The sequence below is a fragment of the Sporofaciens sp. SGI.106 genome (assembly GCF_050314255.1).
GTDB lineage: Bacteria > Bacillota > Clostridia > Lachnospirales > Lachnospiraceae > Claveliimonas.
The window spans coordinates 12,640-30,487 of the sequence record NZ_JBNPMZ010000006.1 but is presented as its reverse complement, the minus strand read 5'-3'; the positions used below and the strand labels follow the sequence as shown (position 1 = coordinate 30,487).

Here is a 17,848-nt window from a genome sequence, read left to right as displayed (position 1 = left end):
CTCATATATAGTATTCGACAAAACTTTCTTATTTCCTTTAATTTTTCCAGGATTCCGGAATAAAATATTCCTGGAACTTTTTTACTGCATAGGAATCCGTCATTCCCGCAATATAGTCACACACCACACGTTCAGCGCTTTCCCCTCTTTTTTGTGCGGCCTCCAGATAGGACTCCGGAATCAGAGCCAGATGATCTATATAATATTGATAAAGATTCGTAATCATGTGTATTGCTTTTTCCTCTTCTCCCTTAGCCTGTGGATTCTGATATACATGTTCAAAGAGATATTTCCGAAGTCCCATTGTCGCCTCCATGACCCTCTGCGACATACGGATCTCCGGCTGGTTCATACTGTTGATAATCACATCATGTATCATGGTGTTCAATCTCGCCCTTGTCCCATGACCCAGCACCTGTGTATATTCCCCTGGCAGGTCTTCCTCTTTCAGGATTCCTCCCCGGATTGCATCATCAATATCATGATTAATATAAGCAATTTTGTCCGACAGCCTTACGATTTGTCCTTCCAGTGTATGCGGATGTCCGGCCGACTTGTGATTTAAGATTCCATCCACCACTTCTTCTGTAAGGTTCAAGCCCTCTCCCTGCTTCTCCAATCGTTCTACTACCCGTACACTCTGCTCATTATGTCGGAATCCTTCCGGACAAATCTGATTCAGGGCACGCTCTCCCGCATGCCCGAAAGGCGTATGTCCCAGATCATGTCCTAGGGCAATCGCCTCTACCAGATCCTCATTGAGACGAAGGGCTTTGGCGATCGTCCGGGCATTCTGTGACACTTCCAGTGTGTGGGTCATTCGTGTCCGGTAATGATCACCTTTTGGGGAAAGAAACACCTGAGTCTTCTGTTTCAGTCGTCGAAAAGATTTGCAATGAAGGATCCGGTCACGGTCTCTTTGAAACACCGGGCGCAGATCACATTCCGGCTCCGGAATCTTCCTGCCTTTCGAATTCCTGCTAAGCACAGCAAATGGACTCAGATAGGTAACTTCTCGCTGTTCCAGTTCCTCACGAATCGTCATTTTCCGGCATCCTCCTTTTTAAGCCTTTCCTCTATCGCATTTACTACCGATTCGAGCACCTTAATTCTTGCATAATATTTGGAATTACCCTCTACCACAATCCACGGAGCATTCACCGTCGAGGTACGCACCAGCATCTCATTTACAGCCGTTTCATACTTATCCCATTTCTCTCGGTTTCTCCAGTCTTCATCTGTGATCTTCCACTGTTTCTCCGGATTTTCCTGACGGGCTCTGAAACGCTTTTCCTGCTCATCCTTATCAATCTGCATCCAGAATTTCAATACGATTGCCCCGGCATCCGTAAGATCACGCTCCATAGAATTAATCTCTTCGTAGGCTCGTTTCCACTCTGCTTCCGTACAGAATCCTTCAATCCGCTCCACCATAACTCTTCCATACCATGTGCGGTCAAAAATTGCCACATGACCGGCTTTGGGCATATTTTTCCAGAATCTCCACAGATAATGATACTTCCGCTCTGTTGCATCGGGCGAAGCAGTCGGATGTACTACATATCCCCTGGGATCCATTTTTTCCGTCAGCCGTTTGATGGCACCACCTTTTCCTCCTGCATCCCAGCCTTCAAATCCCAATACTACCGGAATTCTTCTTCGATACAGCTCCCCGTGCAATTTCTCCATCCGGTTCTGAAGCCTCTCCAGCCGGACTTTATACTCATCCTTTGTATAGGAAAGAGTCAGATCCACTCCGGACAGGACATCTTCATTCACTGCCGTATCTTCCGCTGATCTTTGTCCGTTTTCTCTCCCCTCTTTCTTTCGAAGAACTGCCTCTTCCACCATACGGACGACTGTCTCATATACTTTTACTGCCGCATATCTGCGGTCTACCGCTTCGATCAGATTCCATGGTGCATATGCCGTGTCCGTTTCCTCCAGCATTTCCTCATTCATCTTCTCAAACCGTTCAAATTCTTTATTACGCCTTAGTTCCTCTTCCTTTACCCGCCATGCACTCTCCTCAGAAGCCAAAAGCTTCCGAAAGCGTTTTTTCTGCTCCTTTTTATCAATAACAAGAAATATTTTAACCAGCACCATTCCATCATCCGTAATCTGTCGTTCAAAGGAGCGGATCGACTCATAGGCAGCTGGCAGTTCTTTCCTTTTTGTCCGTTTTTCGAACCGGTCTACCAGAACCTTCCGGTACCAGGTACTGTCATAAATAGCAATTCTTCCCTTCTCCGGCATCTTTGTCCAAAAGCGCCACAGAAAAGGATGCATCTTCTCATCCTCCGTCTCATTTTTCACCGCGTACACTGTAAACCCGCGTGGATCCAGAGAACGGATTAATTCCCCGATCTGAACGCCCTTTCCGGACGCCCCATAGCCTTCAAAGGCGATCATCACCGGAATTTCCAGTTCCCTGCACTCTCTCTGCAGTCTTCCCATTTTCGGCATCAGCTCCAGCATCCGTTCTTTATATTCCGTTTTACTAATTTTTTTTGTCAGATCCAGCTTTTCCAGCATATTCATCCTCCTCTCCGATACTACTACTTCTTATAGTATACCTCATTTTTCTTCTTTATTTTACATTTTTTAAAAAATTGCAGGGACACGAGTCAACAGGGACAGGTTCCATGACTCTAAAGAGTCAAGGAACCTGTCCCCGTTTTAAACTTCGCCGGTATAATCCTTTATCGTATAAGAAAATCCCGTCTCTTCCATAAGCGCCAGATATGGCAGTGGGTTAAATGCTTCCAGTGAATTCACGCCAGGTTTCCGATAAATCCCTTTTGCATACAGTTCCAGGGCCAGTGCCGCACCGAATCCCGTCTGTGCCACCACCGCCTGCATAGAGAACCGCTCCATTGCCTCCACATTAGAGAAACTCTGATACATCATCACTTTCTTGTCATGTCCATCCTTTTTCCCAACTGCCAGTACACCGACTACCATCTTTCCTTTCATCTCGTCCCGGATATTTTTCGGTGCAGGCGCACATGCTGCGATCACATCGCGGGGAACCACTTCCACATCTCCCACCCGTATCTTCTTTATCGTATTCAGGTGCAGCTGATCCAGCACCTTTAAGGCCTGAATCAATTTTTCATCCAGGGAAATCTTAAAGGTACATTTTTTCAAGCCATAAGAAGCCAGATAACGGGGCATTGTAACCGTTTCCTCATGCTCTACTTTGATAAAAGTATTATTTCCCACTTCCGGCATACAGAATACCTCTTTTCCCGCAAAAGCCTTTTCAACAATAAAGCCACCTTTTTCCAGGTCATATTCCACATTCGGATTCATCACCTCATCCAGGACAGTCCAGACATTAAAACCAAAGACTATCTCCTCTTCGTCACCCTCGACTTCAATGTTGCCGCCGTCCCTTACGTGCAGCTCCTCCACCTCGTCAAACTCATACTCACACAGATAACGGGCAAATACATTGACGACACCCGGGTCGATTCCCAGACAGATCAATGCGGTATTCCCCTGTTTCTTCCATTTTTCATCCGCATCAAAATTATACTTTGTCATCACCTCATGATAGCTGTTCTCTATGCCGGGGCCATATGTCGGATTTTCTTTCGGGACTGACCAGGTTCCCATATTTGCATAGTCTGAACCGCTTTCATACGCCGCATCAAAGATATAATTTGAGCAAAACGGACTGGCCGCATCCATTACAAAGTCAATATGATACGCTTCGATCAGTTTTTTCATACCTTCTTTATCGGTTGCATTGACCTTTGCAAAATCAAAACGCTCATCCTCCATATGTTCCTTTACTTCCCTGGCACGCGCCTCATCCAGGTCACAAAGAAGGCAGTATTCAAACCATTCTCTTTTCGCATCCCGCTCCTTCAGCATCTTTACAATACATTCTCCTACGGCACCTGAACCAACTAACATCATTCTCATATTCCATTCCTCCCTGCTGTCATCCAACAAAAAAAGAAGACCTGGTGCGCCCTGCGCACCATTATCTTCTTTGTCTCTGTACCAGTTGGTTATCTCCACGTAGGTGATGCAGTCCCGGGCGAAAGCCTCAGGATACATACTCTCCAAAGAGTTGTCAGTCAACCTTCCTTTTGCCTGCTAGTTTCCTAAATACAGTGGATGCTCTCTGCATTTATTGCTGCTTCGGCCCCGGTTATCCGGTGTCTTAAATTGACCTCATCCATTTCTTTTTCTTTTAAATTAACAAAATACCAGCCAAATGTCAACAGGGACAGGTTCCATGACTCTAAAGAGTCATGGAACCTGTCCCTGTTGACTCGTGACTCGTGTCCCCGCTATATTACGCAATTATTATATTCGAACAATCTGCATATCCGGGAAGTCTGCGGTCCGTAATATACTTTACATCCTGAAAGGCTGCAAATGTAATCGAACTGACCGAATCGAACTTGGAGCTGTCACAAAGTATATATGCATTCCGGCACTGCCCCACCGCGGTTCGCTTAATCATTGCTTCGTTGGAATCCGGCGTCGTACATCCGGCTTTTCTCGAAATACCATTGGCTCCGAAAAAGCCTTTTGTAAAATGATACTCCATCAGCGTACGCATAGCCTGATTACCCACGACCGCTTCCGTTGATGCTTTCAGCTCTCCTCCTATCAGGATAACTTTTTTTCCCATCCGCGCCAAACGCTGGGCATGTGCCACTGCATTTGTCACAAAGGTTGCTTTCGTGTCATCCAGATAATCCAGAATACATGCTGTGGTTGTTCCCGCATCCAGAAAGACAAAATCCTCCTGTTCAATCAGCCCCGCCGCATATCTTGCAATCCGGTCCTTCTCTTCTCGGTTCAGCTCGCTTTTCTGCGCAACCGTATACTCATGAGAGACCACCTTCTGGCCTGCTGCCACCGCGCCTCCAAATACCTTCACAAGCTTTCCTTCCCTGTCAAGCGCCGTGATATCCCTTCGCACGGTAGACACAGAAGTGTCCAGCATATCCTTTACCTCAGTTACTGTAATACTTCCCTTTTCATCCAGGAGTTTTAGAATCAGCTCCTGCCTCTGCTTTGTTAACATTCCTTACCCGCCTTGAACTCTCCTACATTCGTCTCCAGTACGATCTTACGGATCGGAAGAATACTTCCCGGTGATACGGACAACTCATCCACACCCATTGCCAGGAATTCACGGGTCAGTGACTGATCTGCTCCAAGCTCACCGCAGATACCTGCCCAGATGCCTGCCCGGTGTGCATTTTCCACTACCATGGCTATCATGCGGAGTACCGCCGGATGATGTGGGTCATAGAACTCATCCAGTTTCGTGTTCTGGCGGTCAATGGCCAGCGTATACTGTGTCAGATCATTGGTTCCGATGCTGAAGAAATCCACCTCTTTTGCCAGCTGGTCACTGACGATAGCTGCCGCAGGAGTCTCAATCATAATTCCCTGCTCCGGATTGCCGTAGGGCGTTCCCGCCTCATCAAGCTCCTTCTTCACTTCATCGACGATCTCCCGGATTCTTCTGATCTCTTTTATACTGGTTATCATAGGATACATAATCGCTATTTTCCCAAAGGCACTGGCTCTGAAAAGTGCTCGAAGCTGTGTTTTAAATATCTCAGGCCGTGTGAGACAGATACGGATAGCACGATATCCAAGTGCCGGATTTTCTTCCGGATCCATCTCAAAATAATCGCACTGCTTATCTGCTCCGATATCCAGAGTACGGATAATGACACGTTTTCCCGCCATTGTCTCCGCCACCTGCTTATATATCAGGAACTGCTCCTCTTCCGTCGGATAGGAATCCTTTTCCAGATAAATGAACTCGCTTCGGAACAGACCGATTCCGCCCGCATCATTCTGAAGTACGCAAGCCAGGTCTTTGATGTTTCCAATGTTAGCATACAGCATGAGTTTCTGACCGTCAAGCGTTACATTTTCTCTTCCTTTGAGAGTCAGTAACAGTTCTTTTTTCTCCTGCTCTTCCCGAAAACGTCTCTGCATCAGTTCCAGTGTATCTTTATCCGGATCTACATAGATTTTTCCTTCCATTCCGTCAACGATTCCCAGTTTCCCATCCACAGAATTATCCAGAGGAAGTTCCGTTCCGACCAGAGCCGGAATGGCCATGGTTCTGGCAAGGATTGCCGTATGGGAATTCAGGGATCCGTGTACTGTCACAAAAGACAGTACCTTATCCTTATCGAGCTGAACCGTTTCTGATGGTGCCAGATCATCTGCCACAATGATGACCGGTTCATCTGCCTGGACCTCTGTACCGGAATTTCCATACAGGATCCTCAGCAGGCGTTCAGAGATATCCTTAATATCTGCAGCCCTCTCACGCATGTAATCGTCGTCCATGGAAGCAAACATCTGTGAGAAATTGTCTCCGGTCGCAGCAACCGCATACTCCACATTTACTTCCTGGCTACAGACAATATTTTTTACGGAATCATTATAATCGTCGTCCTCCAGCATCATCTGATGCACCTCGAAGATGGCAGCATTCGCCTCTCCCACTTCCTTCAGGGCCTTATCATATAAGCCCTGCAGTTCCTGGATTGCCTTTTCTTTTGCCTCATCATAACGGGCCATTTCCCCATCCACATCAGAGACCTTCACCCGCTTCACCTGATGTTCATCTTTTTTGTATACCCTGATCTTTCCGATAGCAATTCCGCTAAATACGCTTTTTCCACAATAAACTTTCATCTTTTTTATAAATTCTCCTGCATGAATTTACCAATAGCTTCCATTGCAGCATCCTCATCTGCACCATTAAAGGTAAGAGTAACCTCTTCTCCCTTTTTTACTCCAAGGCTCATCACTCCCATAACACCCTTACAGTTCACTGCTCTTCCATCTTTGATCATCTGGATCTCACTTTCAAATCCTTTTACCGCCTTCACAAGCATTCCTGCCGGACGTGCGTGAACTCCCTGTGGATCTGTGATTACATACTTTAATTCTTTCATAATGATTTCCTCTCTTTCTTTATTTTTCTCAGTTATTATATTTTTTTATTCTACTACTTTTTTCTTTAATACGCCAAGAAGGACTGTTGAAACAACTGTTCCGGCCACAAGAGCGACCAGATACATCACTGCATTACCCATAACCGGCACAACGAAGATACCACCGTGCGGAGCCATCAGTGTACATCCAAATGCCATAGAAAGTGCTCCTGCCACACCGGAACCTATGATACAGGATGGCAGTACATGAAGCGGATCCGCTGCTGCGTAAGGAATTGCTCCCTCTGTGATAAATGCAAGTCCCATAATAAAGTTCATCGGTCCGGATTCGCGTTCTTCTTTTGTAAATTTATTTTTAAATAAGATTGTTGCCAGCGCAATCGCACACGGAGGTACCATACCGCCAATCATAACTGCTGCCATAATATCGTAGTTGCCTGCCGCAATTGCTGCTGTACCAAATACATAAGATGCCTTATTGAACGGGCCACCCATATCAATTGCCATCATGCCTCCGAGAATCATACCCAGGACAACCTTACTTGCACCACCCATGCTGGTCAGTCCGTTATTCAATGCCGTATTGATTCCTCCCATAACCGGCTCAACAACAAACAGCATAAGCAGTCCCATAAACAAAATACCAAATACCGGATAGAGAAGAACAGGCGCGATTTTCTCAATAGATTCCGGAAGCTTTTCACATACTTTTCTCAGCCCTTTGATAATGTATCCTGCTACGAAACCAGCTACCAGAGCACCCAGGAAACCGGAGCTTCCATTTGCTGCCATCATTCCACCCACAAAACCAAGGGCAAGAGCCGGTCTGTCGCCGATGGCCATAGCAATGAAACCTGCCAGTACCGGAAGCATAAATCCAAACGCAGTTCCTCCGATATTTTTAAATACGGCCGCAATCGGTGTGATAGTACCAAAGTTTGCACGGTCTGCTACAGAAAGTGCATTCATATCTACCATCAAACCATCGATCAGAAATGCAATGGCAATCAGGATACCGCCACCAACAACCAGCGGAAGCATATGAGATACACCATTCATAAGCTGAGTGTAAATCTGATGTCCCAGGCTGCCGCCTGCTTTTGCAGACTGAGAAGCCTTCGTTCCGTTTGCACTGTGATATACTGGAACATCTCCGGAAATTGCCAGTTCTATCAGCTCATCTGCTTTATTGATTCCGTCAGATACCCGACGCTCAATGACTTTCTTTCCGTCAAATCTGTCCATAGGAACCTGTGCATCTGCCGCTACAATAATGCAGTCCGCCTCTTCGATTTCAGAAGCTGTCAGCACATTCTTGGCTCCTCCGGATCCTCTGGTCTCTACCTTCACAAAACATCCCTTTGCTTTGGCTGCCTTCTCAATTCCTTCCGCTGCCATATAAGTATGGGCAATTCCGGTCGGGCAGGAGGTTACTGCAAGAATTCTGACCTGATTTTCCGTTTTCACTTCCTCAGCCGGTACATCCTCTTTCTTTTCCTCATCTGCCTCATCTATAATATGAAGAAATTCTTCCGGTGTCTTTGCCGTGCGCAGGCTCTCTGTAAATTCTTCGTTCATCAACATTCTTGACAGTTTACTAAGCACAGTCAGATGCACATTATCTTCCGTGTTCGGTGCCGCAATCAAAAACAGCAGGTTTGCCGGCTCTCCATCCAGGGAATCAAATTCCACTCCGTCCCTAATCACCATAGCAGCAAGTCCCGGTCTGTCGACCGCATCACCTTTTCCATGGGGGATGGCAATTCCATCACCGATTCCTGTTGTACTCTCCTCTTCTCTTGCATATACCAGCTGGCGGTAAGCTTCCTCATCCCTGATTTTCCCGCTTTTTACCATCAGAGCAACCGCCATATCCAGGGCTTCCTTTTTGCTCTGCGGAGCCTGATCCAGTGAAATGCTCTTCACATCCAGTAAGTCCGTAATCCTCATTTTTGTTTCCTCCATCCTGTCCTTTCATTTTTAGATTGACTTTATAACCTGCTGATATACAGCTTCAATCTCTTCCTTTGTTGCCAGATTTTCTGAAAACGCACTGGCGCTTCCTGCCGATACCCCCATATGGAAGGCATATTCGTAATCCTTCTTTTCCATCCAGCCTGCCATAAAACCAGCCACCATGGAATCGCCTGCTCCCACACCATTTACAAGAACGCCTTTCGGTGCCGGAGCATCAAAAATTCTTCCGTCTGCTGCAACGAGAACCGCTCCTTCTCCTGCCATGGAAATCAGTACATTCTGCGCTCCCATTTCCTGAAGCTTCTTTCCATAAGGAATAACTTCTTCCCGAGTGTTAAGCTGTACTTCGAAAATATCTCCCAGCTCATGATTATTCGGCTTAATTAAAAATGGATGATAAGGAAGCACATTCATTAATAAATCCTGCGTCGCATCTACAACGATCCGGACTGCCTTATCTTTCAGCCTCTCCATGATCTTCTGGTATGCATCACTTGGCATGGATGCCGGTATACTTCCCGAAAGAAACAGCACATCTCCTTCACTCATCTCATCCAGCTGCACCATCAGCTGCTCTACTTTTTCTTCGCTGATTTCCGGCCCCTGACCGTTAATCTCTGTACCATCTATACTCTTAAGCTTCAGATTGATTCTGGTAAAACCATCCGGAATCCGAATGAATCCATTCTTTACTCCCATCTGCTCCAGTCGTCTCACCACTTCATCACCGGTAAATCCAGCTATAAATCCCAATGCCGTACTCTCAATTCCAAGATTCATAAGGACGGTTGATACATTGATCCCTTTTCCTCCCGGAAGAAGTAATTCAGAACCTGTACGATTCGTAAGACCCAGTTTAAAATTATCTACCGATACAATGTAATCCAGTGACGGATTAAATGTAACCGTATAAATCATTCGTTTTCCCTCCTTCTTTCCTCACGCTCTGTTTTGCGTGTTTTTGATTTTGTATCTTCATTATATATTCATATTCACTCAAAGTCAATCAAACTAATTCACAAATTTAACGGTTTGTTTTGGTTTAAATTGCACAATTATGATTTAATTTGATCTATTTTGATTCAGAAAGAGATGGTCTTTTCGTCCATAGCTTTCAAACAAAAGCAAAATAACAGGGACAGGTTCCTTAACTCTTAAAACGAGTCAAAAAACCTGTCCCCAGCGACTTCTTTCGCCCTGATTTTCATATCTTAACGGGTCATCATGCGGATAATCGTCTTATCCGTCTCCTTCATTCCCTTGCTTGCAAGCTCTCCGATATTGCGGATGGTATTTTCCACACCCTTACATACGATTCCATCTCCATCATAGAACTGTGCTCCGTTTTTCTGCATCTGAACTCCCAGAAGACCGGCCTCTACCGCCGACGCTATCTTCGCAGCACAACTTGCCTTAGCACCGTCACAGATGACTCCGGAGTTAATAGCCACAGCATTCACAATGACATGTGATATCTCATAGGCTTTTCCGCCATACAGATAACTGATTCCGGCTCCCGCTCCGCATCCGGCACTGATTGCACCGCAATATGCAGACAAACGCCCGATTCCCGTCTTCAGATGAATGGTCACCAGATTTGACACTACCAACGCTCTGAGCATCGTCTCCTCCGACACATGCAGTTCCTTCGCATATACAATTACCGGCAGAGATGCCGTCATACCCTGATTACCGCTTCCGGAATTGATTACCACCGGAAGTTCACATCCGTTCATTCTCGCGTCAGATCCTGCAGCGGCCATTGCCTTTGCTCTATTGTGAACGCTGTCCCCATAGGAATTAATCAGAAGCCGTCCGATACCTGCTCCCCATTTTCCTGTCATTCCTTCCTTTGCAATTGCTGTATTGCACTCAATCTGTCTCATCAGGATGTCTCTTACCTCATCCACCTGAACACAATCGGCAAATTCAACAATATTCTCCACCGTAAGAAGGCTTCTGTCCGTAGCAAAGGTCCGCTGCTGTTCCACATACTCTTTCTGCTCCAGAATCTGATCATCCTTCATAATACAGATCACATTGGTATGATAACCGGCAATCTGGGCAAATCCTGTATGCCCCTGGGCAAATGCCTTAATCTGAATATCAAATATGTAGCCGCTGTCTGATTCATTTACCTGGATCGGAATCTGCTGCATCAGACTGCCCACCTGCCCTTTCTGTTCTTCCGTAAGACCTGCCAGTATCTCCAGCTCTTTCTCCGGTTCTCCTGACACAACTCCGGCACAGACGGCCGCCCTGATTCCTTTCATTCCGCCCGTACACGGAACAACCACACTCTTAACATTCTTGATGATATTTGCACTTACATTCACTTCCATGGATTCCGGCTGTTCCCCAAGCGCCTTTACAGCTACAGCCGCCGCGTAAGCCACCGCTATGGGCTCTGTACATCCCATGGCCATGACCAGCTCCTCCTCCAATATCTTTACGTATTCCTGATAGATCCTTGCTTCCATCTTCACCTCTCCCGTCCGTTACATTTTTTACGTGCAGTAACCTTATACAAACAGTATAACATATCCCCCGGATATTTGACATCTATTCTTGTTCACAGTATAATGTTTTCGACAAAAAAGTAACAATAATTTCTGACAAGGAGATAGCAAAGATGCAACAAAGATTCCATGGCCAGATGTCAGAATCATTTCTGACTGCCGCATTACTATCCGTATCCGGTGGACTACAGGATGCATATACTTATATTTCAAGAGGGCAGGTATTCGCAAATGCGCAGACCGGCAATATCGTTCTTTTAAGCCAGTGTATCACAGCCAGAAACTGGAATTTGACAATTCAATACTTAATACCTCTTCTGTTTTTTTCGCTCGGTGTTGCAGCAGCCGAGCTGACCCGACAAAAATACCAATTCTCCAGCCGTGTTCATTGGAGACAGATCATACTCATAACGGAAATACTTCTCCTTTTCATCGTCGGTTTCTTCCCGGAATCCCGAAACCTTCTGGCAAATGCTACGGTTTCCTTTTCCTGCGCGATGCAGGTTCAGGCTTTCCGCAAAGTAAATGGTTATGCCTTTGCCAGTACCATGTGTATCGGAAATATACGAAGCGCAATGGAGTCTTTATGTGCGTATATACGCACCCATAACCCGGAACCGCTTCATAAAGTTTTCTGTTATTTTGGTATCATTTTTATGTTTGCTTTCGGTGCAGGGCTCGGAGGTTATCTGCTGCCACGTTTTGGTATGCATACCATATGGTTTTCCTGCGCTCTCTTAACATTCAGCTTCCTGTTAATGTTTATCAAAGAGGAATGTCAACGGGACAGGTTCCGTAACTCTTAGAGTCATGGAACCTGTCCCTGTTTTACTTAATGCATATCTTTCCTTGTATATTTCAGATAGGCAGCAATGACACCCGCGGCCCCTATCACAATACCTATAGCCACCTTCGCACCGTCCAGGCTTCCGTCAGTTACGATATCAGCTCCCTCACAGTATGCAAAAGGCGTTATATATTTCAACCCCTCTGCCACTTCTGCTATATTAGCGATCAGGTTCAGAAAATACATCATGGCGGCAATGCCCAGACCAACTCCCGCACTTCCCTTTCTTAAAAATGCGGAAATACCGAAACAAATGCCTGCAAGCTCTATCTGGAGAATATAATATGCCAGATGAAAGAGATTCAGCTCTTTCCACGGAATCTCCTCACCGATTGCCAAAATAGAACCAGTGGCGATGGCATAGATAATCAGATTCATGACTGTAATCTGAATCAGCACTGCAATGAGTTTTTCTGTAATGATCCTTGTCCGGCTAACCGGATGCGTCAGTAAAAATTCCGCAGTTTTTTCCTTCTCCTCTTTGCTGAGTATTCCAACAGCGCACAGAGATGCATAGAACGCTCCTCCAAGCCCCAGTACATTGCCGCACTCAATGGCATAAAATCCGATCAACGTACCGAAGTTGAGTCTGTCCATGCCAAATGCCGCGGTAAAGGAACCCATAGAAGAAAAAATATCATTGACTCCCTCCATCTCTCCCTTCATTTCCGGGAAAAGGAACACGCAGATTGCAAGCAGGAAGCCGATCGACCCCGTCCAAATCAGAAGGGCATTTCTCCCCTGTCTAAGTTCATGTTTGATGATTGTCATACTCTGTCACCCGCCTTTTCATAATAATGTAAGAATATTTCTTCCAGATCGGGTTCCGAAACAGTCAGATCAGACACATATCCCGAAGAAAGCGTTTGAAGCAGACTGTTCATATCACCACTGTACAGGAAACTGACTGCTCCATCAAAATCCTTCCTGTCACGGATACCCTCAAGATTATTCAGGTTCACATCGCCATGTACCGTAATTCGTTTTGCACTGGTCTTTGACAATGCGTCCACACTATCACAGGCAATCATCCTTCCTTCCCGGATAATCGACGCCCGGGTACAGTTCCGCTGAATCTCAGAAAGCACATGGCTGGACAGAAATACCGTCGCACCTTTCCGGTTTCGCTCTCTTACGATATCAAAGAACTCCCGCTGCATCAGAGGGTCAAGTCCTCCGGTAGGTTCATCCAGAATCAATAACTCCGGATTGCTTTGGAGTGCACAGATGATTGCAACTTTCTTCCGATTACCAAAGGATAACTCATCCACTTTCCGGGAAGTATCCAGCTGCAGGCGCTCACAGAGCTTTTTTGCTTCCTCTGAGCAATTCTTCTTTCTCATGTCTGCGGACAGTTTCAATACATCTTTCACCTTCATACCAGGATAAAATACCGCTTCTGACGGAAGGTATCCGATTTTTTGTAAAATATCTTCTTTCTTTTTTATAATATCATTGCCAAAAATCTGTGCACTTCCGGAAGTCGGTGAAATAAGTCCCAGCAAGGTGCGGATCGTCGTTGATTTTCCCGCACCGTTTGGCCCAATAAAACCAAAAAACTCTCCCTTCTCAACAGACAGATTCAACTCTACTATGCCTCTGGCCTTTCCATAGTATTTTGTCAGATTCGTCGTTTTAATTGCTTCCATATCCTTACTCCTTTCGAAGATAAACACTCTTCCAGAATTCTATCAGTTTTGTAAAAACCATCTCCATTTCTTCAATATCCACATTTCCCCGCTGCACCATCTCCCAGAGATAGCCTTCTGATGCCCAGTACATTTCCCGATACATCATCGAAATATCCAGACCGGGAATAAACTGCTCCGGATCAAGATTCAGCCGTACTTTGTCCGCTTTCAGATTAAAATACTTGTGATAGCTCTCCTGGACAGCCGCACATATTTCAGGATCTTTCTCATAAAAAGCCCTGATCGTAAAATTGCCCATATCCGGGTACAGGCGGATAATTTCCATCTTTGCCCTCATCCCGCGTTCCATACTCTCAAAAAGTTCCTTCTGCTCATAGCATTCGTACCTGGTCAGGAATTCAATCGTGGTTTCCGCACAGTTTTCCCACAGGAACAGATATAATTCTTTTTTATTACGAAAATAGTGAAACAACAGGGATTTACTAATTCCGGCTTCATCTGCAATTTCACTCATGGGACTGTTCTTATAGGAATTCTGTGAAAACACCCGATACCCGGCATTCAGGATTGCCTGTTGTTTTTCCACAGGCAGAGAAAAGAATCTTTCGTTCATAGCGTCACCCCCATTAACCAAATCGGTCAATTACATTGTAAATGCATTGACCGATTTTGAGAAGACCCTATGAAAAAGTATATGTGAATAAAGATGAACGCAAAATAAAAAGTACTGAAACCCTATAAAATAGGTAATCAGTACTTTTTCTTAAATGCGGAAGATGGGACTTGAACCCACACGATCGCATTGATCACAAGATCCTTAGTCTTGCTCGTCTGCCAGTTCCGACACTTCCGCATGACCTAACGTCCTCGATTATAATACTACATGATTCATCAGATGTCAACATCTTTTTTAATTTTTTTCATTTTATTTTTGAGGACTTTTATCTGCTCCGCCGGCCAACAGATTCTTCCTCTGCTGACCGGCGAAGCTTATCTTATGCGCAATATAATACGCACTCATTCTATACCAAAATTAAGCCAGTTTAGATTTTGCAATCTCTGCCAGTGTAGCAAATCCTGCAGCATCGTTTACTGCCATCTCAGCCAGCATCTTTCTGTTCATATCGATGTTAGCCAGTTTTAATCCGTGCATGAACTTGCTGTAAGACAGACCGTTCATTCTTGCTGCTGCGTTGATACGTGCGATCCAAAGCTGACGCATCTGACGTTTGCGCTGTTTTCTGCCTGCATATGCAGATGTAAGAGCTCTCATAACAGACTGTTTTGCAACTCTGTACTGTTTGGAACGTGCTCCTCTGTATCCTTTTGCTAACTTTAATGTTCTATTATGTTTCTTCTTAGCGTTCATTCCGCCTTTAATTCTTGCCATGTCTTATTCCTCCTTCAATATTTCCCTATCCTAGAGATATGGTAATACTTTCTTCATATTCTTTACGTTAGTAGCATCTGTAATAGTTGCCTGTCTGAGATTTCTTTTTCTCTTAGTAGACTTCTTTGTTAAGATATGGCTCTTATAAGCTTTATTTCTTTTTAATTTTCCTGTACCTGTTTTTTTGAAGCGCTTTGCAGCTGCTCTATTTGTTTTAATTTTTGGCATGATATATTCCTCCTTAATGATAGTTTTTATTTTTAACGTTTTACAGTTAAAACCATGCTCATATTTCTTCCTTCGAGTTTTGCCGGTTTTTCAACCGCAGCAACATCTTCCAGCATTGCTGCAAAATCATCCAGAATATGTTTGCTCTGCTGTACATGTGCCATTTCTCTTCCTCGGAAACGTAAAGTAACTTTTACTTTATTCCCTTTACCAATGAACTTCTTCGCATTATTTACCTTTGTATTCAGGTCATTGGTATCAATATTGGGTGAAAGACGCACTTCCTTGATCTCTACTGTTTTCTGCTTTTTCTTTGCTTCCTTCTCTTTTCTTGTCAGTTCGTATTTGTACTTACCGTAATCGATAATCTTACAAACCGGCGGCTGAGCCTTAGGAGCAATTTTTACCAAATCAAGCTCCGCTTCCTGCGCAAGCTTCATTGCTTCTCTTGCAGACATAATACCAAGCTGCTCTCCGCTCTCGCTAATCACTCGTACTTCCCTGTCTCTGATTTGCTCGTTAATCATTAAATCGCTAATTGTAGTGCACCTCCATCATAAAATAAAAATAAGTGAACAGTTCATAGACTATCCACTTCCATTTCTGCACAGATTATGCTATAATAACATACTATCAGTTCTGTACTTCTATATCAGACCATCAGTCGCCCGATTGCGCTGAGGTGAGAGTGGATACTCTACTTTCTTTTTCGCTTCACGCAGAATTTAATTTACCACACTTTTTTTTCATTGTCAATATCTTTTCTCTTGCAGAAACAGAGTTTTTTCTATATAATATGTTTTATGTATTGTCTTTCCCCGAGGCAATACCAGAAAAATATGAGAGAAATGTTATTTTGAGGAGGTTTATGCAAATGAAAAACAGAAGCAGTTTTTCCAGCAAGCTGGGATTTGTCCTCGCCGCTGCCGGTTCTGCTGTCGGACTGGGAAACATCTGGCGTTTTCCATATCTTGCAGCCAAGTACGGCGGAGGAACATTCCTGTTAATCTACTTAATTCTGGCAGTTACCTTTGGTTTCTCACTTATGGTTGCCGAAATTGCTATCGGACGTAAGACAGGATTAAGTGCAATCGGAGCTTTCAAGAGTCTGGATTCCCGTTTTGGATTCCTGGGCGTTCTTGCCGCAGCAGTTCCGATTATTATTTTCCCATATTATTCCGTAATCGGCGGATGGGTTATCAAGTATTTTGCCACCTTTGTCAGCGGTGGGGTAAGCGCTGCAGCCGGCGATACTTATTTTACCGATTTTATCAGCAATCCTGTTGAACCTTTAGGATGGTTCTTCCTGTTCATGGCATTCACTGCTATCGTTGTAATATGTGGTGTAGAAAAGGGAATTGAAAAAGTAAGTAAGATCATGATGCCAATCCTGGTTCTTCTTACAATTATCATCTCTGCATACTGCCTGACGATGGAAGGTGCGATGGAAGGTCTCATCTATTACGTAAAACCACATATGGGTGATGTATCCATCAAAACTATTCTGGCAGCCATGGGACAGTTGTTCTACTCCATGTCACTGGCAATGGGTATCATGGTTACATATGGTTCTTATATGAAAAAGGAGAATCAGCTGGAAAGCTCTGTTCGCCAGATTGAGATTTTCGATACCGGAATCGCTTTCCTTGCAGGTCTGATGATCATCCCTGCAGTATTCGTATTCTCCGGCGGAGACAAATCTGCTCTTAGCGCAGGTCCGGGACTGATGTTTATTACTCTTCCTAAGGTATTTAACAGCATGAAGCTCGGTGGCGTGATCGGTACTATTTTCTTCGTACTGGTATTCTTCGCCGCACTGACTTCCGCTATCTCTCTGATGGAAACGATCGTGTCTATTTTCCGCGACAAATTCCATTGGAACAGAAAAGGCACCTGTATCGGTGTTGCTATTTTATCCCTGCTTATGGGTATTCCGTCCTCCATGGGATTCGGACCTCTCAGCTTCATCAGCTGGATGGGAATGTCCATACTCGATATTATGGACTTTGTAAGCAACAGTATCCTGATGCCGATCGTGGCACTGTTCACCTGTATCTTCGTTGGATTTGTGATTAAGCCAAAGGCAATTGCAGATGAAGTAAAAGTAGCAAACGGAACATTCTCAGGAGAGAAATTATTTACCGTTATGATCAAATGGGTTGCTCCTATCTTCCTGATCATGATTCTGGTAAGCTCCATCATGAATGCTCTGGGAATCATCAGTATCTAAGTCAAAAAAAGCTGGTTCGCATATCATATACGAATCAGCCTTTTTT

General features: G+C 44.7%; 17 protein-coding genes and 1 tRNA gene. 2 read left to right on the top strand and 16 right to left on the bottom strand.

Features of this window, described 5'->3' with window-relative positions:
- Positions 1–37: 37 nt before the first annotated feature.
- The 9 genes from ACQRCC_RS06260 to ACQRCC_RS06220 all read right to left on the bottom strand — a co-directional run bounded on the left by ACQRCC_RS06260 (position 38) and on the right by ACQRCC_RS06220 (position 11,416).
- Positions 38–1,045, bottom strand: coding sequence for a deoxyguanosinetriphosphate triphosphohydrolase (locus ACQRCC_RS06260; RefSeq protein ID WP_427849958.1), 1,008 nt, complete (start codon positions 1,043–1,045; stop codon positions 38–40).
- Positions 1,042–2,535, bottom strand: a complete 1,494-nt coding sequence (gene pap / locus ACQRCC_RS06255; RefSeq protein ID WP_427849957.1) for a polyphosphate:AMP phosphotransferase — start codon at positions 2,533–2,535, stop codon at positions 1,042–1,044. The genes ACQRCC_RS06260 and pap overlap by 4 nt, the downstream gene beginning before the upstream one ends.
- A gap of 144 nt (positions 2,536–2,679) precedes the next feature.
- Positions 2,680–4,071, bottom strand: coding sequence for a saccharopine dehydrogenase family protein (locus tag ACQRCC_RS06250; protein ID WP_427849956.1), 1,392 nt, complete (start codon positions 4,069–4,071; stop codon positions 2,680–2,682).
- Positions 4,072–4,312: 241 nt separating this feature from the next.
- Complete coding sequence (locus ACQRCC_RS06245; RefSeq protein ID WP_427849955.1) at positions 4,313–5,053, bottom strand: DeoR/GlpR family DNA-binding transcription regulator; 741 nt, start codon at positions 5,051–5,053, stop codon at positions 4,313–4,315.
- Positions 5,047–6,696: a phosphoenolpyruvate--protein phosphotransferase gene (gene ptsP, locus ACQRCC_RS06240; protein WP_427849954.1), complete on the bottom strand. Its 1,650-nt coding sequence runs from the start codon at positions 6,694–6,696 to the stop codon at positions 5,047–5,049. The genes ACQRCC_RS06245 and ptsP overlap by 7 nt, the downstream gene beginning before the upstream one ends.
- A 5-nt stretch (positions 6,697–6,701) precedes the next feature.
- Complete coding sequence (locus ACQRCC_RS06235; RefSeq protein WP_427849953.1) at positions 6,702–6,959, bottom strand: HPr family phosphocarrier protein; 258 nt, start codon at positions 6,957–6,959, stop codon at positions 6,702–6,704.
- Positions 6,960–7,004: 45 nt separating this feature from the next.
- The gene (locus tag ACQRCC_RS06230) at positions 7,005–8,909 is read right to left on the bottom strand and encodes a PTS fructose transporter subunit IIABC (RefSeq protein WP_427849952.1); all 1,905 of its coding nucleotides are present in this window, start codon (positions 8,907–8,909) and stop codon (positions 7,005–7,007) included.
- 30 nt (positions 8,910–8,939) lie between these two features.
- Complete coding sequence (pfkB, locus tag ACQRCC_RS06225; RefSeq protein ID WP_427849951.1) at positions 8,940–9,854, bottom strand: 1-phosphofructokinase; 915 nt, start codon at positions 9,852–9,854, stop codon at positions 8,940–8,942.
- 293 nt (positions 9,855–10,147) lie between these two features.
- Positions 10,148–11,416, bottom strand: coding sequence for a serine dehydratase subunit alpha family protein (locus ACQRCC_RS06220; protein WP_427849950.1), 1,269 nt, complete (start codon positions 11,414–11,416; stop codon positions 10,148–10,150).
- A gap of 152 nt (positions 11,417–11,568) precedes the next feature.
- Between ACQRCC_RS06220 and ACQRCC_RS06215 the strand changes: the two genes are divergently transcribed.
- Positions 11,569–12,261, top strand: a complete 693-nt coding sequence (locus ACQRCC_RS06215) for a YoaK family protein (protein WP_427849949.1) — start codon at positions 11,569–11,571, stop codon at positions 12,259–12,261.
- A 26-nt stretch (positions 12,262–12,287) separates the two neighbouring features.
- On the opposite strand, the gene ACQRCC_RS06210 is transcribed toward ACQRCC_RS06215, so the two are convergent.
- The 7 genes from ACQRCC_RS06210 to infC form a co-directional block, all read right to left on the bottom strand.
- Entirely contained in the window at positions 12,288–13,073 is a 786-nt protein-coding gene (locus ACQRCC_RS06210) for an ABC transporter permease subunit (protein ID WP_427849948.1), read from the bottom strand.
- Positions 13,070–13,951 (bottom strand): ATP-binding cassette domain-containing protein, encoded by an 882-nt coding sequence (locus tag ACQRCC_RS06205; RefSeq protein ID WP_427849947.1) that lies wholly within the window; start codon positions 13,949–13,951, stop codon positions 13,070–13,072. The genes ACQRCC_RS06210 and ACQRCC_RS06205 overlap by 4 nt, the downstream gene beginning before the upstream one ends.
- 4 nt (positions 13,952–13,955) lie before the next feature.
- A complete protein-coding gene (locus ACQRCC_RS06200; protein ID WP_427849946.1) occupies positions 13,956–14,567 on the bottom strand; it encodes a TetR/AcrR family transcriptional regulator in 612 nt (203 codons plus the stop codon).
- Between the two features lie 155 nt (positions 14,568–14,722).
- Positions 14,723–14,807 (bottom strand) — tRNA-Leu (locus ACQRCC_RS06195).
- 180 nt (positions 14,808–14,987) lie between these two features.
- On the bottom strand, positions 14,988–15,344 hold the full coding sequence (rplT, locus tag ACQRCC_RS06190) for a 50S ribosomal protein L20 (protein WP_427849945.1): 357 nt from the start codon (positions 15,342–15,344) through the stop codon (positions 14,988–14,990).
- A 30-nt stretch (positions 15,345–15,374) separates the two neighbouring features.
- Complete coding sequence (gene rpmI / locus ACQRCC_RS06185) at positions 15,375–15,572, bottom strand: 50S ribosomal protein L35 (RefSeq protein ID WP_004840820.1); 198 nt, start codon at positions 15,570–15,572, stop codon at positions 15,375–15,377.
- Positions 15,573–15,604: 32 nt separating this feature from the next.
- Positions 15,605–16,099, bottom strand: coding sequence for a translation initiation factor IF-3 (gene infC / locus ACQRCC_RS06180; RefSeq protein WP_427849944.1), 495 nt, complete (start codon positions 16,097–16,099; stop codon positions 15,605–15,607).
- Positions 16,100–16,446: 347 nt separating this feature from the next.
- Between infC and ACQRCC_RS06175 the strand changes: the two genes are divergently transcribed.
- Entirely contained in the window at positions 16,447–17,802 is a 1,356-nt protein-coding gene (locus ACQRCC_RS06175; RefSeq protein ID WP_427849943.1) for a sodium-dependent transporter, read from the top strand.
- The last annotated feature ends 46 nt before the right edge of the window (positions 17,803–17,848 follow it).

What these genes read in the sequence shown, in the direction of transcription:
- ACQRCC_RS06210 (WP_427849948.1), bottom strand. Translation starts at nt 13,073, where the DNA reads ATGACAATCATCAAACATGAACTTAGACAGGGGAGAAATGCCCTTCTG.
- ACQRCC_RS06260 (WP_427849958.1), bottom strand. Translation starts at nt 1,045, where the DNA reads ATGACGATTCGTGAGGAACTGGAACAGCGAGAAGTTACCTATCTGAGT.
- ACQRCC_RS06200 (WP_427849946.1), bottom strand. Translation starts at nt 14,567, where the DNA reads ATGAACGAAAGATTCTTTTCTCTGCCTGTGGAAAAACAACAGGCAATC.
- ptsP (WP_427849954.1), bottom strand. Translation starts at nt 6,696, where the DNA reads ATGAAAGTTTATTGTGGAAAAAGCGTATTTAGCGGAATTGCTATCGGA.
- infC (WP_427849944.1), bottom strand. Translation starts at nt 16,099, where the DNA reads ATGATTAACGAGCAAATCAGAGACAGGGAAGTACGAGTGATTAGCGAG.
- ACQRCC_RS06245 (WP_427849955.1), bottom strand. Translation starts at nt 5,053, where the DNA reads ATGTTAACAAAGCAGAGGCAGGAGCTGATTCTAAAACTCCTGGATGAA.
- ACQRCC_RS06175 (WP_427849943.1), top strand. Translation starts at nt 16,447, where the DNA reads ATGAAAAACAGAAGCAGTTTTTCCAGCAAGCTGGGATTTGTCCTCGCC.
- ACQRCC_RS06250 (WP_427849956.1), bottom strand. Translation starts at nt 4,071, where the DNA reads ATGTATCCTGAGGCTTTCGCCCGGGACTGCATCACCTACGTGGAGATA.
- ACQRCC_RS06205 (WP_427849947.1), bottom strand. Translation starts at nt 13,951, where the DNA reads ATGGAAGCAATTAAAACGACGAATCTGACAAAATACTATGGAAAGGCC.
- pfkB (WP_427849951.1), bottom strand. Translation starts at nt 9,854, where the DNA reads ATGATTTATACGGTTACATTTAATCCGTCACTGGATTACATTGTATCG.
- rplT (WP_427849945.1), bottom strand. Translation starts at nt 15,344, where the DNA reads ATGGCAAGAATTAAAGGCGGAATGAACGCTAAGAAGAAACATAATAGA.
- ACQRCC_RS06215 (WP_427849949.1), top strand. Translation starts at nt 11,569, where the DNA reads ATGCAACAAAGATTCCATGGCCAGATGTCAGAATCATTTCTGACTGCC.
- rpmI (WP_004840820.1), bottom strand. Translation starts at nt 15,572, where the DNA reads ATGCCAAAAATTAAAACAAATAGAGCAGCTGCAAAGCGCTTCAAAAAA.
- ACQRCC_RS06220 (WP_427849950.1), bottom strand. Translation starts at nt 11,416, where the DNA reads ATGGAAGCAAGGATCTATCAGGAATACGTAAAGATATTGGAGGAGGAG.
- pap (WP_427849957.1), bottom strand. Translation starts at nt 2,535, where the DNA reads ATGCTGGAAAAGCTGGATCTGACAAAAAAAATTAGTAAAACGGAATAT.
- ACQRCC_RS06230 (WP_427849952.1), bottom strand. Translation starts at nt 8,909, where the DNA reads ATGAGGATTACGGACTTACTGGATGTGAAGAGCATTTCACTGGATCAG.
- ACQRCC_RS06235 (WP_427849953.1), bottom strand. Translation starts at nt 6,959, where the DNA reads ATGAAAGAATTAAAGTATGTAATCACAGATCCACAGGGAGTTCACGCA.